Below are 24,022 nucleotides of genomic sequence, written 5' to 3' on the forward strand. Positions count from 1 at the left end.
GGAGGAAGACTATCCAATCTCCACCCGATGACTTCAAATTACTCAGCTTATACCATTTGTCTACTCACAACTCAACAAACGTAAGCCACCCTAAAAGGTCGGGCTTCCCAAAACTTACATCCGCAGAATTTATTCTACAGGCAAAAACCCTGTAAATCAAACTTTCCTTTAGGCTTATTGTAAGTCTATTTATTTATGCCGGTTCTGTCATGTGAATACAGGCTTTTATCCTGTCTTATAGTGATTAGCGGATAACTCCACTGCTTACCCAAACAGGTTAGTTTTAATCGGCAAAAAGCTATAAGCGGGCGAGCGGCATATATAGAGATAGGCTACTTGCTGGTGAAATACCCGGCCTCTTTTTACTACTCCGGGTACCTGGAAAATTCAGGCCAAATGAATCCTTCATTATTTCTGCTCGCGTTTTAAACGGCCTTTGAATGTCAAACAGTTAAGACTTTCTAATCACTGAATCGTAGCGCATAAAGCGCTGTAAGACTATCCCCCTGTTTTCGCTCAAAGCTACGCCAGTTTTCTCCCCGCCCCGGCTATCTGGGAGAACGAGCAGTAAGGAATCCCTTATTTATTTTTCCGTTGGGACACTGAGTAAACGTATGGTTTTGGCACTAGTGATGATCGGCCAATAATTGCCTCACTATCATTCACCTTGTAGTATCATATTCTATAAACAGGAAAGGGTGAGGCTAGTTATAGCCTGCACAGTCATGTGAGTATAAATAACCAATTTTCTAACTTTCAGATAATGAGTTGTTTGACTGTGCCGGGTATACGCTAGAATGTCCTTTCTAAATCAGTATCTGTTACTAAACTTACTAGACAAATACGATTATGACTACTCTATTCCGTACTCTTCTGGCCCTGCTTTTTATCATTGGCGGGATGTATAGTTGTGCTGATCACCGATTAGCGGATATTACCCCTGGCTCCTCTCAGACTCGACTTCGCGTTAAATCACTTACACTTGAACTACCTGACAATAAAGCCAAAGTCAGCGCCTTTACCTATGATGCACAAGGCAAGCTTAACCAGATAAAAACCTATCAAACACCAGACTCAACGGTTTCTGAGCTAGAGTATAGTAGCTACACATTTGATTCCCAGAACCGATTAACTCAATTGCAACATACTGCTGTACTCTATCCCAGAGGGAGCCAGCCTAACCGATTCGAACAATATCAGTATTTCTATAATGCAGCCGGGCAGATATCAGGTATTAATTACCTTAACGGCTTCTCAGTCAGTATGAGCTACAATGCTGCCAATCAACTGGTTGGTAGTTCTAGTTATTTTGCCATCAGTGGATTGACTCTAAGAAGATCAGAATCATATACGTTTACCAGTGCCAATCTAACGACTTGGGCCAGCGAGTCCAATATTCCATCTAGAGGTGGGGTTGACCCGATTGTTACCTCGACAACTACCTATACGCATGATAACAACGTTAATCCCTTCTATGGGGTGTTTGTGATTCCCTCTCCCTATCCCAATGGCTTCGTTAACTTACAATTTGGAGGAGGTTCGCCAAACACCTATTATGGCGGTATCGATAACGTGATAACCCTTAGCAAAAACAACGTATTAACCCTGAACACGACATCGACCTTAACGAGTTTAGGGGGCAGTTCCACTTCTACTACATCCACGAGCTATGAGTATGAATACAATGCGGCTAAGCTACCCATCACACGCACAACAACAACAGGTGGAAGTGTAACTGAAAGATTACACTACGAGTACGAGTCGTATTAGTTCTTGCCAAAAGCTACCAAAACGTATTACTATTAAGAAGGGTATACCGAAAAATAGATTATAATATTCACTATTTCGTAGTAGCTCCTATGAATAAGTAAAATAAGAGTTACTTGAACTTAGGGCTATATCTCAACCACACCGTAATGATTAAAACATTCACTTTTCTCTTTGGCCTTTTAGGCTGCATTTCAACCTACGCACAATCTGACAATCTCGCCAAGCCAAAGTTTGGTCTAGGCCTTGGATTCACCCATGAAAAGGTCTTGATGATGGACCTGCATTACCAGCGAAACAAAAGCATGTTCCGGGCTGGGTATGCATTTCAATTTAATGGGCAGAAAGGAAAATTCGTCTCCGAGCAGAAAGCTAACTACGGCCGCACTATCATTGGTAGCGGTAAACGTTATATGCTATTCACTGCCGGGTATGACTATTGGTTTACTGATCAGTTCTCACTAGGAGTCGAAGGCGTAATCGGCTCTGATGTATATTATACCAATTACTCCGATAATCGCTTCAATGGGGGTGGTTACTATATGAATGGCAGCAGCGAGTTCGCTGCTGGGGGCGGGGGGAAAGTACACTATCGACCCCAAGGCGGGCTTTTCTTTGGATTGGGGTACAATACGCTAACGGGCGCTGGACTATCCATTAATTTTTCAATTTAAGGGAAAGAGGGTAGGCGATTCACCTTTCGTCGGCTTCACTTATTTATAACCACATACCATTTATACCATTACCTTTTATGGATTTCAAAGACCAAATCAAGCAACTCAGCGACCGGGTTGCCAAAATGAAAGATTCCATTCAAACCGAAGAAGCGACCAAGAATGCACTCGTGATGCCATTTTTGAATATGCTCGGCTATGACGTATTCAATCCGTTTGAAGTTGTTCCGGAGTTCATTTCGGACATTGGTACCAAGAAAGGTGAAAAAGTGGACTATGCAATTATGCGAGACGTGAACGGGCAACCCGAACCTTGCATGCTCATCGAGTGTAAACACTGGAATCAGTCGCTCACCCTACACGACAATCAGCTCCTACGTTACTTCCACGTAACCAAGGCCAGGTTTGGCATTCTGACCAATGGGGTTGTCTACCGGTTCTATACCGATCTGGAAGAGCCCAACAAGATGGACACTAAACCCTTTCTAGAACTGAATCTGCTAGACCTACGTGACAACCAGGTCGAAGAAGTCAAGAAGTTTAGTAAATCCTATTTCGATGTCGATAGCATCATTTCAACGGCAAGCGAGCTAAAGTACATGGGTGAACTCAAATCACTGATTCATCAGGAAATGAGTAATCCGAGCGATGCCATTGTTCGCTATTTTGCCAAGCAAGTGTATTCAGGTCAGCTAACGGCTAAAATGATGGAGTATTTTACCAATTTGGTCCGAAAGTCATTTCAGCATTCCTTATCCGATCAGATCACCGACCGTCTTAAAACTGCCTTGGTACAGGAAGAACTGACCGTTCAACCAGCCGCGTCGGAGCCTACGCCAGTTCCTAGCCAGGAAAAAGAAGGCCCGAACGTAGTGACAACGGCTGAGGAACTAGAAGGCTTTTACATTGTGCGAGCTATCCTGCGTCCTCACATCAGTGCCGCCCGCATTGTACATCGGGACGCACAAAGTTACTTTGCCATTTTACTGGATGATAACAATCGGAAACCGATTTGCCGGTTGCACTTCAATGGGCAGAAGAAGTACATCGGGATTATGGATGCTGACAAACGCGAAACGAAGCATGAATTGCAATCGTTGGACTCTATTTATGATCATGCAGAGGCTTTACAGCAAACCATTGTCAGTTATTTGAAGCCGAACGGAAAGGCTGAATAATGTTTGAAGGGGGTGAGGTGTATCTAGCTAACCTGACACACCTTTAGCCTCACTCTCTTTAACTAAAATCCTAAACCACACTCATGAAAACCATCATAATTATTTTGTTGGGAATCATAGCGATTCACCCAACTCAATTGCGCCATTTTACTGAAGCAGATGTAGCAAAATATACCATTGCTTCCGTTATGGGCAAGCCAGCCAATATCATTTCAGTTTCCAAGTCGGCAGGACAGTATATTGTCAAATATACCCGGCCAAATGATAGTCAAAAGTTTGCTTACAAAGTCAAAATAGAGGGCAATAGGGCTATCTGGGCGAATCTTGACGGTAGGTGGAGAGACACGCAGTATGATGAACGTATAACGTTTAGCGAAGTGGGTAATAAACTTAAAATTACACAGACATTCTCGGATGGATCATTCGATGTGAAGTTATTCAGCAAATAAACACCGCGCCATCCAACAATTCTATGCTACCTCTAATTACCACCCGAATCAAGGACAATTTACTGAAATGGCTGTGTCAGAATGTTCGAGTCGAACAGATTACTGATGTTGATTTTGATGAGCTAGAACAATTAACCGGCTTAGATGCTGATACACTTGAAGGAGTGCTCATCGGGTTTAAGGATATGGGTTTAATTAGTGAGATACAGTGGAGAGGTGATTATATGTCACTTAAAATGAAAGCTCATGACTTATACCGTAACGGTGGCTTTGTAATTACAGATGCTTTGACAGAAGCAAATATCCAGAAACTACTATATGAGTTAGACCACTTAAAGCAGCAATTGAAGCCTAACCAGCTTGAAACATTCAATAAAGTAGCGTCAATTGTTTCGGCTATCGCCACTGTGTATACGACTTTTGTGCCGCCCAGTCCACCAACGACTCATTAATACTAATTACTTATTCGACCGGCGGTTCGGGTAGTTCCGCTCGTTTCCCACTTCGTACCCACATTCTAAACCGTAGCATTAATCTAAGCACCCACACGGCAGGAAAGAAGACAGGTTTATCTAGTCCCCAGACTGCCAGGTGTGCCAGCCCACTCCCTAGCCTGTAAAACAAAGCCTTAATCATTGTTCTCAATTCTCGTGGTAGTGATAGAGAGGATTCGCCATCCGTAGAGTGCGGGCTAATTCGTCGGCCAACTGCTTCATCTCCACCACCTGCTTCTGCTGCCGCTCCCGCAGTCGAGTCATCTCCTGCTGATACGCCTTGATGCGTCGTTCACAATACCAGCAGGCTAGTATGCAGATGATGAGGAGGACACAAAAGAAGATTTCCATGTCATTAAAGTTAAGACAAATGGCTGATGCGCTGAAAATCCTTGATAGAAAAAGTAACTTGCAGAAAGTCCTGATCGGGCTGAATGATTAGGTAAAGCCAGCATAAACCACACCCTTCCCAATGCGATTCCGAGCCGTTTTGCATAGCTGCTTGTTATTTTTGTCGCTTGAAGGCTTTACCCAAAGCCGCCATGAGGACTATATCGACTAGAGCGCAACCCGTCGATTAACAGTCAATGATTTTCTTATAAAACGTAGCGGGGACCCCACGCGCCCGGCAATGGCTCAATTTACAATTGGCTTTGACTCCAAAAATGCCAATATCTGGACGGACAAAACCAATTACTCTGTATATACGTCGTTCATTAAATCGGCCTCCTGGATTGATACAACAGCGAATACAGCTGCCGCTATTCGTTATGAACAAACCTTGTTCGATTTAGCCGAAATCTATTCCCGCCACCTTCGACGGGAACTAAAGGCCTATGCGAAAAAGCCCCGACTAAAAGCCAGATTTCTGGAAAAGTTAAATGCGGATACAATGGCAGCTTTAGCCAAACGACGAATTGTGTATGACGAGGAAACCAACTATGGGGCTGATGCTTTGGCCCAAAAACGCTGGGAGTTGATCATCCAGAACGAGCTAGCCGAGCTTGACAGATACACTCAGTAGTATAAAGCACGGCAAGACTATATATCTACAATTAGCTCAAACAAGAACAGGAATTGAGCCTTACCGACCTGTAAAGTAAAGCCCGTACAATTAGCGATGATAACCCGTTGGACAGTATATCTGAAAGATACGGACTAAATACTTTTTGTTTGGGTATGCATTTCCTGCACTCTCTACACTAATGGACTGAGCAAAACAATCGCGATATAACTCTACAGGCGAAAAGTCAACCAAAAGTAGATTATAGCATTGGCAATGGGAAAGAATAGGATCGACTTCGGCGGAAACTAGGACGTATAACAAGCGACAAAAGTTTACTGTAAACACGTTTAGCTATTTATAACTTAAACCAGATCATAAATTACCCAAAAACAAAAATAAGTAAACGTATATCAGTATAAGTTACAAAATAAATGAGTATTTAATACTATGTATAATTACCAACTCTTTTAGCAATTAGTGGAAAATCAATGCGTTAACGTATACTTAAAGTAATATATATCTATATTTTCAGTTGAGTATTTATATTGTAATAATATAAATTAAAATTAAATAAATTATATTTTAATTGGAATGCTGTGAAAATTGACCTTACTTTCCACAGCATCAAGCACTTCATAGATGTTACTAAAACTTTTATTCACATGAAAAAGCTGTTTATTTTCCTGGCCCTTTGGTGTGTTTTAGCCTGTGAACGCTCTACTTTAATAACAGTCCAGGCACCGGACTCTGCGACAGAAGCCATAAGTTCTTCGGCCTCTTTAGAAGAGCAAATTGGCAAAATGGCTTACACACACATGAAACTCCATATGGACAATCTCGATCCATTGGCCTACTTCTCTCCTCAGCAAGCTACGCTCATGCGAAAGGCATTGGATAGCCTGGAGACAAGTGGCGTTCAGAGTGCTGATGTGTTTTTGGCTAGCCTGTCGAGATCAGCCCGTATAAATGCCTCGGCTGCGTTAAACCTGAGAACCTATTTAGGTGATGTATCGAAGCACTTTAGTGCTATAAGTACTACGTCCTGGGACGAAGAAAACAAATGGTTTACAGCTAAACAGGATCAGATTAGAAGTCGAACAGATCTGGATCAGGCTACTAAAACCAACTTACTGGTTATTGGAGCAGTCATGAAATATAGCACTAAGGCCATTCTTGAATCGATGCCTCGGGTAGATAGTCAACCTGGCGCACGCATTGCCATAGATGGAGGCTGTTTACAGGAACTCAGTGAATGTGCTTCCGCTAACGTAGTCAATTATATTGGGTTTGCTGCTGGGTTAGGTTCTGCTGCTGGTCCGATGGGTACCCTTTATGGTGCTGTTGCCGGTGCTGTCATTGGTTTAGCTCGATCGGTTCATTCCTGTAGTTGTAATCAAAGTACGCCCTGCGGGTATCCTCGTGCAGTGACAACTCCTTATGTGTGCTATAATTCGGGCTCTGGATTAGATATCCGGGTACTGGGTTATGGGGACAATCCATCAGGTTTTGAATTGGAGATTTGGGATAATCCACAACGGTCCGGTCTGCCGCTGGCCTCCCCGATTCAGGCAGTAGCCAATGGGAATGTTTTTCATGTTTCCGACTCAGATATCCAGGGGAAACGGCTGATTTACGTACGCCCAGTTACCAATTGCAACGGCGATCTAAAGTATGCTCCTGATATGCTTGAGATCAATATAAATAAATTAGGTACTCCTGATTTTGTGGTAACCGGTCCTCAAAACCCAACTCGGGGTAGCCAGGTCACCGTTTATGCAGTAGGGCCTTACACAGATGGCTATAATCTACAATGGTATACTCCTCCTTATTATGGTCAAATAATTTCGACAAATGGAGCCTATAACTCAGCCCTTGTTCAAATAAATCCGGGAGGGGGTTATGGTTATGTGAGTGCGTCGCTGACAACTGCCTGTGCGACTCTAACGGAGCGCTATGAGTATTCAGCGCAATAGAATCTTCAAAACCTTCGTCATTATCGGACTTAAAAGCACGGCTCAACGTTGAGCCGTGCTTTTGGTTTCTATCAATAGCTAATAAGCCTTCACCAATCGATAAAGTTGATTGGGTAACGGTGGTACTACTAAATATTGCTAATTATAACAATCAGATGAGCCTATACTGCATCCATCGGTTAATTTTACCGGACCTCTGTTTATCATAATCCGCCTATTGCATCGCTGTAATTAGCACGCTCGTTTATCGAGTTGTTGACATTTCTTTGCCACGGTTTATACGGAAGGAAGCTATCATTGAGAATGCGATTGTTTCAACTATTGAAAGGGCTACATCAACGGCCTGAGATTTGAGTTGGTTTAGTGAATCAACAAGCTGCGTCTTTGTCCTTCTGCCTACTCCTAAAGATGATGGTTATCTGAGGTCTCCCCAAATTTGTGGAGGCTAGAAACCAGCCTATTACAGCAATTCTGCACTATGCATGATTCTCAGACTATCAGTTAGTTATGGCGAAACGGGATTTTCCCGGTTCGGTGATTTTCAGCAGGTTAGGCTACATGCTTCCCTAACCATACAGAGCTAACTACAAATTTGTGGCTTATCCACTGGCCTTTTGACACTCTGACATTCTCTGGTATATTTAACTGATAGTCAGATATGTATAGATAATAAAGCGTGTCAGGCAAAGTGTCAGAGTGTCAAGCCTCATAGACCTATGATCGTATTTTATCATAAATACCCTCTGACATTCTGATACTCTGACCTTCTTGATATTTTGACAAACTGCTCAAGAGTGTCAGAATGTCAAAAGGTCAGTAGTAAATCACTTGAAAATGAATTATCACTCATTGACACACTGACATTCTGCTTGACACGGTTTTTAGCAAGCAAGCCTATGGTTATCAGTCATTTGCTTGTAAAGAGTGTCAGAGTGTCAAAAGTTCACAGGTGTTACCAGAAAAAACGCTTTAAGTGCTATCAACCATTTATACTGCAAAATCCGGTATCCATCGCTGTTTTCTACTGCTCATCCATTCCTTCTTTTGCTGTCTTCTACCGCCCTATACATTTGTCCGTAGATGAACACAGGTTGTCCACCAGCGGACAGTTAGCCAGTAAGCTACAATAGTTAAATAAGTGTAAATCAATAGATGGCTCTAGTTGGCATAACCTTTGGCATACAGTAAACAACGAACAGATAAACAACACCAGAACAACACTAAACGCAAATACGACCATGTTAACCTTCATTTCCAACCTCGCCCTTTCCGCTCTGATCAGTGCTTCTTCATTAACTAACCCAACCACACCTAAAGCAAACGCTTTTGATGCTAGCGCTTTCGTAACTCTCGATAACCAGGTACGGGTATCAGTGGTGAAAGGAGCGGATGCACCCGCTGAGATCGTCTTACGCAACGCTAATAATTTGGTGATCTTCCGTCAGAGCCTGAACCGCAAAGATGAAAAAGCCGCTCTGAAGCTAAATGTCGATGAGCTGACCGATGGCAAGTATGAGTTGGAAGTAAAATCAGGCGGTACTAGTATCAAGAAAGAATTGAATCTATCGACTCAAGCTGTTCAGCAGAATAGCCGTGTGGTAGCCATGCAATAATGCGGAATAACGTTCCCACCACCTATACCCATAAGCCCGGCGTAAGCTGGGCTTTTTGTTTATTCACTCTGAATAATTTCGGTTTTATACTGCGCTTGCTTTTATTCACAGTGAATAAAATGAATTGCATCTTAAAGTTCTGATAAACAAATAATTATCATAAGATTTCGCCCACTTTATTCACTGAATAGAATTGAATACTGCTGAATATTATTCACTTTTATTCGTTTTATTCAGTGAATAAATAACAACAGTTCTTCATTTGTTACGGCTGTATTTTGCCGGAGATATACTCATGTTGTCTTACTGAAAGCAGCAGTTTAGACATGGATATACAGTTCGACCTTAATATCGATTCACAGATAATATATAGTGGCTATTGAAAATCGGAGGAGGGAATAGTTGCTTTTTAGCAACTTTTTGGAGGTGGCATTCCCGATCCGGGAATAGCCATTTCATTATTTTAACAAAGACAGCTGAGGCTAAAAGGTTGCTGTTACCGTAAATTAAGCCGCTCTAACGGTGTTCTGTTGATACGTCTTCTGCCAGGCTTTTTTGAGAGCATTTTCTCTAATTCGTTAACAATTCGCTGCGTTACTACCAAGCTAGCTTTTCCATGACTAACAGCTCTCATTTCATTTGCGCCTTTTAAACTATCCAAGGCTGGCTCAAATTCAGCCAGTTGACTATGCCAGTTGCGCTTTAGCTGCGGACGAAGTTCGGTAAAACGTTTACGCCAGTATCCGACAGTATACTCATTGTAATCATCTGTTTTTAGAAAGCCCTCTTTCGTTAAGTTGTTTGCGCTCATTTTCAAGGTCTCTTAGTGCTTTAGGTTTATACATATTTATCCTTTCAATCAGACTCTTCTCTCTCCTGTTGCTTTTCCTCTTTTTCGAAAGCATTCTTTCTAGTTGACTGACAACTTTCTGCGTTACCATTAAACTGCCCTTTTTATGGCTCACCGACCGCATTTCATTGGCTCCTTTTAAACTGTCAAAAGATGGATCGAAGGCGACCAATTGCCCGTGCCAGTTCTTTTGGAGTTGGGGCTTTAATTCCTCGAATTTTTTTCGCCAGAATTGAACACTATATTCATTGTGCTCTAGGTTTTCCTGAAATCCTTCTTCCATTGCTCTATCCGTTATTTCGTCTATTAGTACATTGATATTCTTTCCAAGAGCGTTTTATTTCTATGCTTTCTCTGAGGCTTCTTAGAAAGCATCTTTTCTAGTTGATTGACGACATTTTGTGTCACCACAAGACTACCTTTCTTATGGCTAACAGACCTCATTTCGTTGGCCCCTTTCAGGCTGTCAAATGAGGGATCGAAGGCCGCTAGCTGGCCATGCCAATTTCGATTAAGCTGGGGCTTTAGCTCTTCAAATCGCTTCCGCCAGAATTGGACAGTATACTCGTTTTCTAAATTTGAATCGTAAGTTTCCATATAAATAATAGGTTAAATTGGTAATACTATTTCTCAGTAACCATATCTGGATAGAGCTTTAGCAGCATCTTTGCCAGTTTACACTTAGACATTCCAATTGATCGCCATGAATCTAACTTGCCTTCCCTTATGGCACGATCTCGCAGTTGATCAATCTCCCATTCATCATCATAACCGAGCGAAACCTCGGTTCTCATAATTTTATCCTCTAGCCTATGCCGAATATCCTTGATGGTAAATTTAGACCCTCCCCCTATGTAAGCCTTTAAGAAAGGTATGTCAATGGTTTCTCCAATTCGTGGAACAATTGGTAAATGGCATTTAAACCAAGCCGAATCTCTCTGCCCTCTTACGTGCAATACATATTCTTGGGAGAATCGTATTATAAAATTTTCATCATACAATGCATAGATAAAGTCTTTGTTTAGCTCATTAATAATTTCTCCTAACTGCTCTCGGTTAATTTTAAGCTTAGCCATGAGATATTTATATGTAGGTATCCTAACATCCGACTCAATAGCTATTATTTCATCAATTAGTGGATCATACTGCTTACCTCTGCCCTTGAGGTTAATCAATGTTGACTTAGCATACATTAGACTGCGCATAATTGAGTCTGGCGAGGGCGGACTACAATAATCCTTTAGATTGATCATATTAGTAATTGGTTAGTGAATACTGACCAAAAAAATAGCACAAAAACTTTAAGCTATAGAATTTTACACTCAAATATTACCGTGCGGATTTCAATAATAAATTGCTTTTTAGCAACTGATTATCAGCAACTGTACAAGTTTGATCAATATTTCAAGAACCAGTATTGGCCAATATTTGAACGACTCCTTCTTTTGGATTAATCTGTGGTATAATCATGCTAAAATCAATAGTCACTTACCGGCAGAACCCCTTTTGTCGGTTCTGCCGGGTACACTACTGAGCCAACTTATAAAATCTGTTGTTGAGAATTTGACCTTTCTTGGGACCGAATAATATATTAATTGTAATAAATTTATTACGTAACAAATTTATTACAACCTTTGTATAAGTTTTAACACTAAACGTGGAGACAGCACGGTAAAACTTCAGCTATACATGAAAGAGCAATATGCTCAACTCTCGAAAGAACAAGCTCAACAGGTTTGTAAGAACATAGCTACCCTTGCAAACAGCTTAGCAATCACCCATGATGCTATCGCCATGAAAATTGGCTTGGAACGCCCTAGTGTCACCCGAATTTTATCGGGGAAAAATTCGCCACGTCTCGATTTAGTTTATAGCCTGTTAGCAGCAATTAATGAGTTGTCTGGACAGAGTTATTCACTTAATGATATCGATGCACTGGCGAAAAAGTAGATGAGAGATAATATAAAAGCCCTAACGCTACGTCCTTGGAAAACCAGCGATAGGGCTCAATGAACACAAGACCTTTAAATCCTATGAACACAGAGCAAAAGTACTCTGCACAAGATAACTGTGCAAACCCATCAACCCCGCCCATTCAGTTTCCATTTAGCGCTGAAGCAATTGCTAAGGTTAGGGACAAATCCATCACTGTAAATACGGATCTGTTTCTGGTTCAAGCCGAAACGATGGAATTGATTCAGGACTTCATGGTTGCCTATCGTACCTCAGCCGTTATCGACAGTGTCAATGACCTCCTGTTCCGTTGGCTAACTAGCCTTGATACCGATCTGAAAATGCCTGCTAATAAGACCCAGTTACACACGGCTTTACAGCTCGTTCAATTTTTGGCTGAGCTGCATGAAAAGTCAGCAGAATGGGAGTACTTCTTTAACCAGACGAAGGAAGGAGGGACGAATAATGGCTAATCAGCAAACGGCTATAAACCAGTTGCAGGAAGCCCAGCAGGAGCTGACTAAGCTGCTAAGAGATTTCCACGGAATGGATTGTGTCGAGAACCGGGTTGAGATTCTTAACGACTTGTTTCAAGTCTGGCTATCCAATGAGTTTCCAGAGCGGACACAGGAAAATGGTGAGGATGTAGCTTTCGTCACCTTGGGATTGGTCAACTTCCTGGTGAAGCTTAAAGACAAATGGGAAAGACTAAATCACTGGCGATCAATTGTCGAAAGCGGCTATTGCCAGAGTTAATATTCCTTTTTCTAAAACACAACACCTAACCAGTTAACTGACCAATTCCGATGAAGACTTACACAGCAGTTATCAATCATAACGCAATTAGCCAATTACCCTTGTCTGACCAGATAGCTCTGAGAGACGAGATCGAAAATCAAATCAACGAAACTGAATTTAAATTCGGTCCGGGCGATCAAAACGATGCCGTTTCTGAACACCGAGATCAGGTTATTGATCAATTGTCGCACGTACTGCATCAACTAGATATACACATAGCCAAGAAGCTAAACGAGTATTTTACGATCCAGATGCCTAATGGATCGGACGCCTTACTTCACCGGCCAAAACAGAAAAAGGCTGAGCTAATTAGCTAAGATTATTTATTCTGTTTGAAAATGCTAGCGGCTAAAAACTAACTATCAGTCGCTAGCATTTTTTTGCACCTTGGCACCATTACCAGCAGCTTTTATTGAAATTGTCTGGCTATTGTTTAATCTGGTTAAAAATTGACAGTTCGTTGTCAGATTAAGTGGAGAAATATACAGACGGTTGTCAATTAGAGGGATGTAATACACTAATCAAGTACTCACTCTGTCTGAGCTTACTGTACGGCTGCCAAGTCAGATGGGTCAACTAACAGGTAACCCGGATTGATACAAGCTCCCTGCCAGCCTACCCTAAAATGCAAATGAGGACCCGTCACTCGACCTGTCTCGCTCATGTAGCCTTTGATAACTGTCTGGTTCTGAAGTCTGGACGGGGCGGATCACACGCTGTTGCCATGAATTGCATCATAAACGGGCTGTCCTGTTAGTACAACTAGCCCCTCAGCAAGCCTATAGCTATAATCGGCTGGTGTATTTTCTCCAATAAATCCCCGTATGGATGCGAGTAACCATCGGGTTCACACAAAGGGCAATAATTGGATAAGTCAAGCATCCTATTAACGCATTTTACAGGCTGGTTACCCTAAAAATAAATAATACGAAACCGACTAATTACTTGGCTAAAATACGAAACTGAGTCGTATTTTTCGACACTTTTAGCGATACGTTGTTATCCTCCGTAACTCAATGAGAAATACCTTTATCTGGATTTGTTGCCTCTTTTTTAGTCTCCTCTCTCTCAATCATTTAATGGCTCAACGTATCGATTCGCTCCCGTTGGGTCAATGTGGTATCGCCCCTATTCCCGCTAGACTGGCCCAGGAACTGGTTCAACAAGCGAATCTGGCATTAGAGAAAAAGCGCGCATCAGGCGCCGCTTTTACCGCGATTACTTATGTGCCGATACGGCCTCATATCCTCCGCAAAAGTGATGGATCAGATGGCTTCAGTTTGGCCAATCTGAACCAGGTTATGGCTATAACCAACAGCTATTATCTATATAATGGCTACGGTATTCAGTTTTATTTTGCTGGTACAGCGCCCGACTACATTGATAACGATCAGCTATTCAACGGATTTCCCTACCCTGAAGACTCCTCCATCGATGGACGGGATGCGCCCAATGCTATGAATCAATATTATGTCAATCGATTTACTAATTCAGGCCTGGGAGGCTTTGCCTACTATCCTGCCGACGGGCTCTATTCGACACGCTCATTTATTACCACGGCTCCTGCCATCGAATCGGTTGAGGACCTGGGGAATCGGCTAATACCCCACGAACTAGGGCATAGTTTTAACCTGATTCACACATTTGGGCCCAACAATGGAACAGATCCTTCAACGGAGCTAGTGACCAGAGGAGCTGGGGCTAACTGTTCCTATGCTGGTGACTATATATGTGACACACCAGCGGATCCTTATCTCAAGCCTGGAACCAATTATATCTATCCCAATGGTTGTGTTCAGTATGATCTATCAAGCACAGCCAGAGATGCCAATGGCCAGACCTATGCGCCTTCGGTAACCAATATCATGTCCTATTATTTCCCCTGCACGCATGATTTCACCCCCGGCCAGTATGATCGAATGCAAGCCGGTTTAGCGTTAAGACAGCAGCACACTAGCTATAGTCTGAACGCTCCGCCGACCAATGTTAGTCCTGCCAGTGCCCTGGCATATACCCTGAATGGAAATGCCGTGACCGTGCGATGGCAGGACAATGCAGACAATGAAATGGGCTATTTCATCGAGCGATCCACATCGCCGACCGATGGCTTCGTGCCTATTGGTGGGGTAGCCCCCAACGAAACCACATTTATTGATACCAAAACGCAGGCCCGAACCCAATACTACTACCGAATACGCCCATCCAATTCGACAACAGGTAGTCTTAGCTCAACGCTGGCCGTACTCATTCCCGGTTTAACGACCTATGTGTCGGGAAATACCGCTCAACTAAGCTGGGCCATTGCCGGGTCAAGCTTCGAAGTGCAATGGCGGGCACAAGGAAGCAGTAACTGGATACTCATCAACGGACTCACAACGACGACGACGACACTGTCCTATCTGACCTCTGGTACTACCTACGAATGGCGGGTGAGGGCGACGGGAAGTGATACCTATTCGGAGACAGTTCGCTTTACCATTCCTTGTCTGCCCCCTTCCTATACCAGCGTAACACCGTTGTACCAAAAAGCGTATTTGTACTGGAGCCCTGCAATCGCTGGCCATACCTACACCCTACGCTGGCGAGAGTCAGGCTCACCAGATTGGACAACGGTGTCTAATTTGACCACAACACCGTATTCGTTAACCAATCTTTCGCCAGCAATAATGTATGAGTGGCAGGTCCAAAGTGTCTGCTCACCCACTGAACGCTCCGACTTTACGTCTGTTGGATCGTTTTCCTCGTTACCTTGCCAGGTACCTTATTCCTTACAGGTCAGCTACGCCTGGTCTTCAGTCGCCTATGTCTACTGGTCCCAGAATTTCTATGATGTTAACCGAACCAATGAACTGCGTTACCGACCAGTAGGGACTACTGAGTGGAACTACATAGCAGGCATCAGTACTAGTGGCTATTCCTTAACGGGGCTAACTAATAATACAGCCTATGAGTGGCAGGTCCGAAGTATATGTTCTTCCTTGGATCAGTCGTCTTTTTCGACTTCTCATTACTTCTCGACGAGCTGTTCCGTTCCCATTGGTCTGTCGAGCCGAACAACGGCTACGGCTGCTGTGGTATCCTGTTATTTACCGGGCAGTATAGAACCCGGTAGTACGTACGATGTCCAATACCGTCCACAAGGCAGTGCCGACTGGCGTACGATCGAAGGCCAAAGTAACGGTACCTTCTCCTTGACTGGACTGACCACCAATGTCACTTATGAATGGCGTGTTCGTCATGGGTGTGCGGCAGGTGCCAAATCAGACTTTTCGCCTGTAGCGACCTTTACCCCCCGTTGCAATGCGCCACAAGATGGAGCGGTGTATGTCAGTTATATCACCTCGTCGTCGGTTCGCTTTTTTTGGTATATCGAGAATGAAGCAGGGACCATGTATGAGATTCGATATAAACCGGTAGGGTCACCCACCTGGACTACCATCAGTAGTTTAACGGGGACTACCAATAATGGTTCTTATGACCTCACCGGTCTATCGAACGCAACGACCTATGAATGGCAGGTTAGAACCACCTGTTCGGCGGAGGTGAGCTCCTCGTTTGTCACAGGAACCAACTTTACTACTCAGTGTCGGATTCCGGATGCCTTAGGTGTTTATGAAAAAACGCCAACAACGGCCACGCTCAGTTGGAACCAAATGGGTATAGGTGTTACGTATGATGTCCGTTACCGAGCTGTCGGCGGCAGTTGGGTAACCCTGACCAATTACGACAAAAGTTATTTGCTTCTGGCTGGACTGTTAACCAATACAACCTATGAATGGCAATTGCGAACGAATTGTCAGAGTGGACAGTATTCCGCTTATTCGCCACTAACGACCTTTGCGACCCTGCCTTGCTCGTCACCCAGTGCTATTGGAGGCGCATCAACTACGGATAGTTCGGCCACGCTAAACTGGTTTCACAGTTACGGGGTCGTTGGAACGCAGGCTGAAATTCGCTTGCGAATTGTCGGATCGGCCAACTGGCGGGTCATTAGCAACATCCCGATGGAAAGCCGGGGTTATTACACGTATACGGTAACAAAGCTAGCCAGTTCAACGCAGTATGAGTGGCAAATTCGCGTGCTCTGTTCAGCAACCGAGTTTTCCGACTATTCCACCTTATATCCATTTTCAACGAAAACCTATTGCCCCGTTATGTATACGGTGAAAAATGGTGGTTGGAATGAAGCGAGCACCTGGTCTTGTAATCGTGAGCCGGTTGCTACGGATGTACTTCATCTGAAACATGCAGTTAGTCTTCCAAGCTACTACCAAGCATATGCTCTCCGTATCATCTATGATCAACCGGTGTCCATACGATGGGGAGTCGGAAGCCAGTTACTGCTTAAGCCCTAGGAAGTATGCATGTCAACCATAGAGAACTAGCTTGATTGTATCCGAAAGACAGCCGAACTAGAGCCATGTTGAGTACGAAGGCAGGTCTGGTTTGATCTGCCTTATTTGTTTTGTAGGCTTATTACAGCTTGAAGGTGTTAATCGTATAGGATTTGGTGCTGTATTTCTTCCAGACGTAAACCACTAGTACTACACCTGCCACCAGCAGAATCGCGTTAGCCAGTAATTTGATAAGCACTATAACCAGACTAAGGGCAACTACAGCAATGGTAAACAGAATAGAATACCCGGCTAGGTTATGAAGCATCCTTGTCATTATGAATTGATGAATCAAAGAAAATAGATAGCAGGATTGCTGGGCAAAGGATTGGTACAAACGGTTGTTTTGCCGGTTAGCTCCGGCTATTAGTTAGAATAGACTAAGCATTTGCTCTGTAAGGCGTTATTTCGATGGGCTACAAGACATGGACACTTTCTTTTGATCAATTAATAGTAACTTCCTGGCTTATTTAGTACTCTCGACTCAGTCATTCAGTTTACCCCTTTTCTATGAACAAATCTTTCTACTTATTGAGTGTAGCTCTTTTCTCATTTTCTTACCAGTTAAAAGCTCAGGGGCTTCCCAGTACAAGCTATATTGTCAACTCTGCCAATACGGCGGAGTCAGGTGGGTTTAACACGTTTGTCGGCCCGGAAGCAGGCAGAAACAATGCAGGTGGTTATGACAATGCTTTTGTTGGCTATCAGGCAGGTTTAAATAACTCGCTTGGGGCCTATAATACGTTTATGGGCTTTTATGCTGGTAAAGGTAATACTAGTGGTAACTTTAATACATTCATAGGAGCAGATGCAGGGTTGCTCACTGAGAGTGGCGGCTATAATTCCTTTTATGGCGCAGAAACTGGCCTTCATAATAAAGCGCATTACAATTCCTTTTTAGGAGCTCAGGCGGGGTGGACAAACACCACCGGGACCCGCAATGATTTTGTTGGCTTCAGGGCAGGTTATTTAAACACAACGGGAGCGAATAATAGCTTTCATGGCCATGAATCGGGCTACAATAATGTAACGGGAGGGTCGAATGTCTATGTTGGCTTTCAGGCGGGTTATAATGCCCTTTCTGATTTCAATACATTTGTTGGCTTCCAGGCAGGCTTCACCAATACAACAGGTCAAGGTAATACCTTCTTTGGGATACTATCTGGTAGAGGTAATGTCACCGGCAATCATAATACCTATATAGGGAATGGAACAGGCCCTGCCAGCAACAATTCTGATGATAACGTCTATATTGGTTTTAATACCGGCAATCATGACAGTGGCTCGCGCAATACGCTGCTTGGTACCGGAGCCGATGCTATTGCGCAGAACCTAACGAATGCTACGGCCATTGGTGCAGGCGCAACCGTAGCCATCAGTGATGCCGTTATCCTGGGTAATCAAGCTAGCGTCGGTATTGGTACTTCAGCTCCAACAGCTCGCTTAGAAGTCAACAGTGGAATGGATAATGAATCCGGCGTTCGCTTAAGCCGACTGACAGCCAACAGTCCGGTTCAACTGGCTACAACAGATAAACTACTCACGGTTGATGCCACTGGTAAACTGGTACTAACCTCAGCAGGTCATTACTCAGTACGTAGTGAAGCCGATTGGTCGGATAAGGTGTTTATGAATGGCTACAAGCTACGTTCGCTATCGGAAGTGGATCAATACATCCAGAAGCATCAACACCTACCAGGAGTGCCGTCGGCAGCCGAGATAGTTGAACAAGGAATTGATGCGGCTAAGATGGATGCCAAGTTATTGGAGAAGATCGAAGAGTTGACACTGTATAGCATTCAGTTGGAGAAGGATAAGCGGCAACAGCAAGCAATTAGCCAAAAGCAACAGGCAGAGATCGATGAGTTGAAACGTTTGGTTAAACAGCTACTGGAGAGGAAATAGACATGTGAACACATCAACCAGTAAGCCAAGTCTCATACGAAACCCGGCTTACTGGTTGATGCAAAAACTCCGCTTGACGTTGAATTTCTTATTTAATGCTTACGGGGCATTAATTATTACATGATTCTGTCTACTATTATACTTCATAGCTAATCCACCATAATGAAGCATCTATTTACACTCATTCTCTCACTTCTACTATTTTCATCATCCTTTTCACAATCGATAGTCTATGTCACAGAGCATGGCTCTGGAAATAAATCTGGAAGCTCATGGAATAACTCTCTTCCAGGAGTGGAGCTAGCCCATAAAACAACACAAACTCCGGCAGGGATTCAGTTCTGGTTGGCAAAAGGTACCTATTCGCAAACAATCAGTAATACCGGACAAATTTCCTCGTTCAGTGTGGCTTCAGGAGTACAACTCTATGGAGGATTTGCGGGGAATGAAACTGCTTTGTCGCAGCGAGATACCAAACTGAACCAAACAATTTTTTCCGGTTATATAGCAGCTAACCCTTCTGTCAAAGCTGAAATTTTAATCGATATCAGAGATGCTAGTTCTACTATACACATAGATGGAATAACATTTCAGGATACGTATATGGCCACCCATAAAGATGGGGGCGGTGGCATCCGTATTGAGGTATCAGCAGGTATTCATAATGTTCAGGTTACTAACTGTCAATTTATCAATCTTCAATCGTTTAGCTCCTTTACTGGTGGCGGTGGTATAATAGTCCTTCCAAGGAATGGCGCTCACTGTAATATCACTATTCAGCATTGTTACTTTGCTCGCAATTTAATGGGGGTTGGTGGCGCTTACACAACTAATTCACAAGGAGGAAGCTCTACTTCTGTGATTGAAGATTGCATTTTTGATTCGAATCGAGCCTATAGTTTTGGCGGAGCAATATCTACTCGATTTGGATCTGGCATGGATGCATTAACTATTCGACGCTGTCAATTCGTAAATCATACCCCTGCTCCAGGTTACCCAAGCCTACGAGGAGGGGTACTTGACCTTGTTTCAGGAAACAATACAATAGAAGATTGTTGGTTTGCTAATAATTCTGTAAAAGCAGGTATAGGAGGAGCCATTCATGTGGAATCGAATCAGCCATCCTTTAAAAATTGTGTGTTTCTAAATAACTCCGCTAACCTTGGTGGAGCGATCTATAATACGTCAGAATACGCAAGTTCAAAACCCTCCTTCATTAACTGCAATTTTATTGGTAACTCGGCATCAACAGCTGGCGGAGCTTTTTATGCTGAATTAGAGCCAACCGTCCCTCCTGTAAAAAATAGAAACGAAATCACGTTGACCAATTGCTTGGTGTGGCAAAATACCGCACCTGATGGGCCTATAGTTAAATCTCGCTTGTATGAGGGGAGTGAAATTGCACAATTAATAGTGAGTTATTCAACTATTCAGGGTGGGTATCGTGGAACTGGCAATATTGACAAAGACCCCCTCTTTGTTGATAGCAGTACAGGTGACTATCAACTTAGAGACAGTAGTCCAGCGATCAATATGGGCGATCCCAGTAGCACAACGGAAACCGTCTCGCTTTTAGATCTTGCGGGCAAACCTCGTATCAATCAAGGCCGTATTGATATGGGCGCTTATGAGCATGCACCGATCACATTTGCCATTACGTCGGTAAGTCTAGTGACCTGTCAGATTACGGATGCCAATCATGGCGAATATTTCATTCAGTTTTTGCCTAAATACCTTGGTCAGACAAGCGATCCTATATCATTCTCAGTTGTTAATGAAATGTCAACAACAACAATGGCTGGCCCTTTTACTCTGCGTCTTTATAAGGATAATCCACTGATTAGGCTCGTTGCTCAGCAAGGAGTAAACACTGCACAGTTTACCTATGACTGGCAAAAGGCTTGTAACGTATCTCCGATGCCGACAACCTTTGGTATTTATGGAATCACCCAGGAGGCTTGTCAAGCCATAACGGCCCAAGAGCACCGTGTAACTTTTGCCCCTCAATACATAGGTTTGACAGGCGAGCCAGTTAGTTTCTCTGTTGTTAATGAAATGACCCCTACGCTTGCTAATGGTCCTTTTACGTTACGGGTTTATACGGACAATCCGGTTATTACCTTAAGCGCTCAGCAGGGTAGCTCTGTTGCTACCTACAGCTACAATTGGTTAGCCCTGTGCAACACACCCGCCAGATTAGGAGCTTCGGAAGAGAATGAAGGCTTACAGGTTAAGGTACTGGGTAATCCAATTGAAGGACTCTCCATTGAGATAGAAATCACTGGAGTTGCTGGCAAGACTGTTGAGTTGCGTTTAGTTGACCAGCAAGGTAAGCAGGTTGGCCAACAACATATACAACAAGCTTCTCAACTGGAACGTATTAGCTTACCAATGAGTAATCACCCTAGCTTACTCTTGTTGCAGGTGAATACAAGTAAGGAGAAAAAAGCGATCAAGCTCATTAAACAATAGGTCAATTACCTGTTCTTTTCAGAAATCCGGATTAGTCAATTCGGGCTTCTTTGTTTGAAGAGGATGGTTTGGGTTGCTATATAAAAGTGGTGAAAGAGGTAAAAGTGAGGGTTGAGAAAACATTTTTATTTTCTGCTTAGGGCTAGCCAGAAGGCGAAGCAACCTTTGCCCAGAGTCGATTTATGGCATTTGTGAATAAGTGGAAAAGGTGACTACTCATCCTTTTCCAACTCATCTCCTATGTGTAGAATTGTATTGTGTGATTAGTGCCCAATACTCCCGGAAGTCAGTTAGGCGATTGCCTGTTGAGTATTGAAATGCCCGCTCTTTAACTCACATCACGGGTTTGGGTAATGCATAACTAATTTAACAATACCGAAAATAGAGATCCTCCATGATTAGTATACAGCTTTATGGTATTATCCGCCGTATTAACTACGATCCGGCTAAAACCACTTGGGATATCTCCGGTGGTTGGAGAACCAGCCTTTGTAAGCTGACTTAGAAAAGTATTGATTGGCTGCCAACTTGAGTTATTATATTGCCAAACTTCAAATGTTTTGGGGTTTCTGGTGATCTTACCTTCCTCCCAAGAGCCATAATAAGCAGCCGATTCAGGGTAACTCATGTTGGTTAACGTTCCGGTGAGCGTACTAGATAAATCGAATATAACTTGTCGATTGGTCCCAATAGTTAAATTCCCTGTTATCTTAGAATTACTATAGAGGCCTAGATAGCCTACGTCTGTCGTTACATTACCAATTATCTCAGAGCCATATAGCTCAAGCGACCTATAATTCACTCCAACACCGTTTGGGGCACTGATTTTTGAGTTAAATAATTTTGTGCGAGCATTCCCCAAGTCATTAGCATTGTTAACCACCGTATTGATTAATTCAAGTTTTGACTCCCCACTTATTGAAGTCAGCGAACCAATTTCTGAATCGATAAAAATTTGCCGGTTTTCCCACGCTCCTGCAAATCCTGTCTCAACGGTTCCAATCACACAATTGTTAAATTTAGTCTTTACGGCAACTCCAGTGACCTTGGTAATCGATGAATTATTCACCCAAAGCGGCCCTGTGCCGGTACTGGCAAGTTGACCTGCAATCGAGGTTTGATTTAATGTTATTGGGCTACCACCGCCATTAGCGTCAGCTACTACTTTTATATTCCCCTCTACCCTGAAATCATTTCCGGTATTTGCTGCACCCTGTAATAAACAAATGGCATTAGACGATGAGGAACCATCTGTATCGAGAGCATTTAACCGAACATTGTTGTAGGTGCAGCTTCCCCCTCCCAATACCCATACATTGCCTGAGCTCGTCGCATAGGCTTTTTCAGAATGGATATTATCGATAGTAATACTCAGGTTATTACCAGAGCAAAAGATTGCGCGTTCATGAGCTAATTCAACCTGCAACCTTAATACATGGGTCATGTTGCTAGTCTCATTATCACCTATAATACTAAAGGCATAATTATTACTGTTCCCACAATTCTCAGTAGTTATAGTAAGATATGTGCAGTCCCAACCATTAACTACTTTCATGCCAAATCCATCCAAATTAAATACGCCAATCCAGTTAATTACTGACCGCTGTGGGTTATTTAGTTGAATACCATTTACCGCAGGTCGATTGTCAGGATCACCAAATATTTGAATTTTACACACAGCCCAAACGAAACTCTCTTCTGTCATTAGTGCAGTATAACCACTTCCCACAGGACGTATGTATGAGGAATTGGCCATATCAATTCCGCGTATATCGCGTCTGAGTAGAATTTGAGAAGTTGTTTTGTAAACTCCCATTGGAAAATAAACAATTGCTTGAGCAGTAGCGGCAGCATTAACCGCTGCTTGAATGGCTTGGGTATCATCAGTTGCATTGTCACCTTTAGCGCCAAACCAGCGGACGTCAATAGGCCCAGAGAATACTCGCTTATAACGCTTTCCACTAGATGGTACTAGTACCATGGCACTATCATTAGGAGAAGTATCGCCACTTACGTAGCGAAACAAGCCCTCCCGACCTGGCTCGACTAATAGAATATGATCGGCTGTAGTAGTTAGACTTTGAATCTCACTCAGCAGGTAAGCCGGTACTGCTTGTCCGCCACCAGCGGCAGCTACCCGAGCAGAGCCTTTGCTGGAGGTTTCGAATCGTAACCATCTACTACCATCCCAGTAATAGTAACCCGGTGTCACATCGCTGGCCGTAGCCGTATTGTAAATCAGTAGTCCCGTAGCTGGCTGGGTGATGGGTGCTGCACTTATACTCTGTTTCAGCGCTACTTTAGGGGGCAACAATCCTCGGTACTCACTACCCGAAGGGTAAGGACCACTGTTGATCTCCAAACTGGCCGACTTCTCAGGCGCAGCACTAGGTAAACCCACTCGAACCTGGCCATAAACGGCACTTAAACCCATGACTACTAGTATCGCCAGGCTTACTAGCTGGCGTATCCAACATATGTATTGCGTTTGCATAA

General features: G+C 43.3%; 21 protein-coding genes. 15 read left to right on the plus strand and 6 right to left on the minus strand.

Annotated elements, in window-relative coordinates; translation table 11 throughout:
- The first annotated feature begins 849 nt into the window (after positions 1-849).
- From GK108_RS10255 to GK108_RS10290, 8 genes are all read left to right on the plus strand, one after another.
- Complete coding sequence (locus GK108_RS10255) at positions 850-1,770, plus strand: type 1 periplasmic-binding domain-containing protein (protein ID WP_163946813.1); 921 nt, start codon at positions 850-852, stop codon at positions 1,768-1,770.
- Positions 1,771-1,916: 146 nt separating this feature from the next.
- Positions 1,917-2,441: a hypothetical protein gene (locus GK108_RS10260; protein ID WP_163946815.1), complete on the plus strand. Its 525-nt coding sequence runs from the start codon at positions 1,917-1,919 to the stop codon at positions 2,439-2,441.
- A 77-nt stretch (positions 2,442-2,518) separates the two neighbouring features.
- Positions 2,519-3,619, plus strand: a complete 1,101-nt coding sequence (locus GK108_RS10265; protein WP_163946817.1) for a type I restriction endonuclease — start codon at positions 2,519-2,521, stop codon at positions 3,617-3,619.
- 83 nt (positions 3,620-3,702) lie between these two features.
- The gene (locus GK108_RS10270) at positions 3,703-4,068 is read left to right on the plus strand and encodes a hypothetical protein (protein WP_163946820.1); all 366 of its coding nucleotides are present in this window, start codon (positions 3,703-3,705) and stop codon (positions 4,066-4,068) included.
- Positions 4,069-4,091: 23 nt separating this feature from the next.
- Positions 4,092-4,520 carry a hypothetical protein gene (locus tag GK108_RS10275; protein ID WP_163946823.1) on the plus strand — a complete coding sequence of 143 codons (429 nt, stop codon included), beginning with the start codon at positions 4,092-4,094 and terminating at the stop codon, positions 4,518-4,520.
- Positions 4,521-5,193: 673 nt separating this feature from the next.
- A complete protein-coding gene (locus GK108_RS10280; protein ID WP_163946825.1) occupies positions 5,194-5,586 on the plus strand; it encodes a hypothetical protein in 393 nt (130 codons plus the stop codon).
- A 644-nt stretch (positions 5,587-6,230) separates the two neighbouring features.
- Complete coding sequence (locus tag GK108_RS10285; RefSeq protein WP_163946828.1) at positions 6,231-7,541, plus strand: hypothetical protein; 1,311 nt, start codon at positions 6,231-6,233, stop codon at positions 7,539-7,541.
- Between the two features lie 1,238 nt (positions 7,542-8,779).
- On the plus strand, positions 8,780-9,154 hold the full coding sequence (locus GK108_RS10290) for a hypothetical protein (protein ID WP_163946831.1): 375 nt from the start codon (positions 8,780-8,782) through the stop codon (positions 9,152-9,154).
- Positions 9,155-9,650: 496 nt separating this feature from the next.
- On the opposite strand, the gene GK108_RS10295 is transcribed toward GK108_RS10290, so the two are convergent.
- From GK108_RS10295 to GK108_RS10310, 4 genes are read right to left on the minus strand one after another with little or no spacing between them, the layout of a single operon-like run.
- Positions 9,651-9,965 carry a PIN domain-containing protein gene (locus GK108_RS10295; RefSeq protein ID WP_163946834.1) on the minus strand — a complete coding sequence of 105 codons (315 nt, stop codon included), beginning with the start codon at positions 9,963-9,965 and terminating at the stop codon, positions 9,651-9,653.
- Positions 9,919-10,287, minus strand: coding sequence for a hypothetical protein (locus GK108_RS10300; RefSeq protein ID WP_163946836.1), 369 nt, complete (start codon positions 10,285-10,287; stop codon positions 9,919-9,921). Before GK108_RS10300 ends, GK108_RS10295 begins: the two co-directional genes overlap by 47 nt.
- Positions 10,288-10,310: 23 nt before the next feature.
- Positions 10,311-10,601 carry a hypothetical protein gene (locus GK108_RS10305; protein ID WP_163946838.1) on the minus strand — a complete coding sequence of 97 codons (291 nt, stop codon included), beginning with the start codon at positions 10,599-10,601 and terminating at the stop codon, positions 10,311-10,313.
- 26 nt (positions 10,602-10,627) lie between these two features.
- Positions 10,628-11,257 (minus strand): hypothetical protein, encoded by a 630-nt coding sequence (locus GK108_RS10310; RefSeq protein ID WP_163946841.1) that lies wholly within the window; start codon positions 11,255-11,257, stop codon positions 10,628-10,630.
- A gap of 436 nt (positions 11,258-11,693) precedes the next feature.
- On the opposite strand from GK108_RS10310, the gene GK108_RS10315 reads away from it, so the two are divergent.
- The 5 genes from GK108_RS10315 (at position 11,694) to GK108_RS10335 (ending at position 17,110) form a co-directional block, all read left to right on the plus strand.
- Positions 11,694-11,954, plus strand: a complete 261-nt coding sequence (locus GK108_RS10315; protein ID WP_163946843.1) for a helix-turn-helix domain-containing protein — start codon at positions 11,694-11,696, stop codon at positions 11,952-11,954.
- 83 nt (positions 11,955-12,037) lie between these two features.
- Positions 12,038-12,430, plus strand: coding sequence for a hypothetical protein (locus tag GK108_RS10320; protein WP_163946845.1), 393 nt, complete (start codon positions 12,038-12,040; stop codon positions 12,428-12,430).
- Entirely contained in the window at positions 12,423-12,713 is a 291-nt protein-coding gene (locus GK108_RS10325; protein ID WP_163946847.1) for a hypothetical protein, read from the plus strand. The genes GK108_RS10320 and GK108_RS10325 overlap by 8 nt, the downstream gene beginning before the upstream one ends.
- Before the next feature lie 50 nt (positions 12,714-12,763).
- Positions 12,764-13,072, plus strand: a complete 309-nt coding sequence (locus GK108_RS10330; protein WP_163946849.1) for a hypothetical protein — start codon at positions 12,764-12,766, stop codon at positions 13,070-13,072.
- Between the two features lie 699 nt (positions 13,073-13,771).
- Complete coding sequence (locus GK108_RS10335; RefSeq protein ID WP_163946851.1) at positions 13,772-17,110, plus strand: fibronectin type III domain-containing protein; 3,339 nt, start codon at positions 13,772-13,774, stop codon at positions 17,108-17,110.
- 121 nt (positions 17,111-17,231) lie between these two features.
- Here GK108_RS10335 and GK108_RS10340 read toward each other — a convergent pair whose 3' ends face one another.
- On the minus strand, positions 17,232-17,417 hold the full coding sequence (locus GK108_RS10340; RefSeq protein WP_163946853.1) for a hypothetical protein: 186 nt from the start codon (positions 17,415-17,417) through the stop codon (positions 17,232-17,234).
- Positions 17,418-17,659: 242 nt separating this feature from the next.
- Between GK108_RS10340 and GK108_RS10345 the strand changes: the two genes are divergently transcribed.
- Positions 17,660-19,054 (plus strand): autotransporter outer membrane beta-barrel domain-containing protein, encoded by a 1,395-nt coding sequence (locus GK108_RS10345; RefSeq protein ID WP_163946856.1) that lies wholly within the window; start codon positions 17,660-17,662, stop codon positions 19,052-19,054.
- A gap of 162 nt (positions 19,055-19,216) precedes the next feature.
- Positions 19,217-21,526 (plus strand): right-handed parallel beta-helix repeat-containing protein, encoded by a 2,310-nt coding sequence (locus tag GK108_RS10350; RefSeq protein ID WP_163946859.1) that lies wholly within the window; start codon positions 19,217-19,219, stop codon positions 21,524-21,526.
- Between the two features lie 361 nt (positions 21,527-21,887).
- Here the strand turns inward: GK108_RS10350 and GK108_RS10355 are convergent, their stop codons facing one another.
- Positions 21,888-24,020, minus strand: coding sequence for a glycosyl hydrolase family 28-related protein (locus tag GK108_RS10355; RefSeq protein WP_163946860.1), 2,133 nt, complete (start codon positions 24,018-24,020; stop codon positions 21,888-21,890).
- Positions 24,021-24,022 lie beyond the last annotated feature (2 nt).

The organism is Spirosoma terrae (assembly GCF_010435915.1).
GTDB lineage: Bacteria > Bacteroidota > Bacteroidia > Cytophagales > Spirosomataceae > Spirosoma > Spirosoma terrae.

Coding starts and splice junctions, on each gene's coding strand:
- GK108_RS10255 (WP_163946813.1), top strand. CDS start 850: ATGACTACTCTATTCCGTACTCTTCTGGCCCTGCTTTTTATCATTGGC.
- GK108_RS10260 (WP_163946815.1), top strand. CDS start 1,917: ATGATTAAAACATTCACTTTTCTCTTTGGCCTTTTAGGCTGCATTTCA.
- GK108_RS10265 (WP_163946817.1), top strand. CDS start 2,519: ATGGATTTCAAAGACCAAATCAAGCAACTCAGCGACCGGGTTGCCAAA.
- GK108_RS10270 (WP_163946820.1), top strand. CDS start 3,703: ATGAAAACCATCATAATTATTTTGTTGGGAATCATAGCGATTCACCCA.
- GK108_RS10275 (WP_163946823.1), top strand. CDS start 4,092: ATGCTACCTCTAATTACCACCCGAATCAAGGACAATTTACTGAAATGG.
- GK108_RS10280 (WP_163946825.1), top strand. CDS start 5,194: ATGGCTCAATTTACAATTGGCTTTGACTCCAAAAATGCCAATATCTGG.
- GK108_RS10285 (WP_163946828.1), top strand. CDS start 6,231: ATGAAAAAGCTGTTTATTTTCCTGGCCCTTTGGTGTGTTTTAGCCTGT.
- GK108_RS10290 (WP_163946831.1), top strand. CDS start 8,780: ATGTTAACCTTCATTTCCAACCTCGCCCTTTCCGCTCTGATCAGTGCT.
- GK108_RS10295 (WP_163946834.1), bottom strand. CDS start 9,965: ATGAGCGCAAACAACTTAACGAAAGAGGGCTTTCTAAAAACAGATGAT.
- GK108_RS10300 (WP_163946836.1), bottom strand. CDS start 10,287: ATGGAAGAAGGATTTCAGGAAAACCTAGAGCACAATGAATATAGTGTT.
- GK108_RS10305 (WP_163946838.1), bottom strand. CDS start 10,601: ATGGAAACTTACGATTCAAATTTAGAAAACGAGTATACTGTCCAATTC.
- GK108_RS10310 (WP_163946841.1), bottom strand. CDS start 11,257: ATGATCAATCTAAAGGATTATTGTAGTCCGCCCTCGCCAGACTCAATT.
- GK108_RS10315 (WP_163946843.1), top strand. CDS start 11,694: ATGAAAGAGCAATATGCTCAACTCTCGAAAGAACAAGCTCAACAGGTT.
- GK108_RS10320 (WP_163946845.1), top strand. CDS start 12,038: ATGAACACAGAGCAAAAGTACTCTGCACAAGATAACTGTGCAAACCCA.
- GK108_RS10325 (WP_163946847.1), top strand. CDS start 12,423: ATGGCTAATCAGCAAACGGCTATAAACCAGTTGCAGGAAGCCCAGCAG.
- GK108_RS10330 (WP_163946849.1), top strand. CDS start 12,764: ATGAAGACTTACACAGCAGTTATCAATCATAACGCAATTAGCCAATTA.
- GK108_RS10335 (WP_163946851.1), top strand. CDS start 13,772: ATGAGAAATACCTTTATCTGGATTTGTTGCCTCTTTTTTAGTCTCCTC.
- GK108_RS10340 (WP_163946853.1), bottom strand. CDS start 17,417: ATGCTTCATAACCTAGCCGGGTATTCTATTCTGTTTACCATTGCTGTA.
- GK108_RS10345 (WP_163946856.1), top strand. CDS start 17,660: ATGAACAAATCTTTCTACTTATTGAGTGTAGCTCTTTTCTCATTTTCT.
- GK108_RS10350 (WP_163946859.1), top strand. CDS start 19,217: ATGAAGCATCTATTTACACTCATTCTCTCACTTCTACTATTTTCATCA.
- GK108_RS10355 (WP_163946860.1), bottom strand. CDS start 24,020: ATGCAAACGCAATACATATGTTGGATACGCCAGCTAGTAAGCCTGGCG.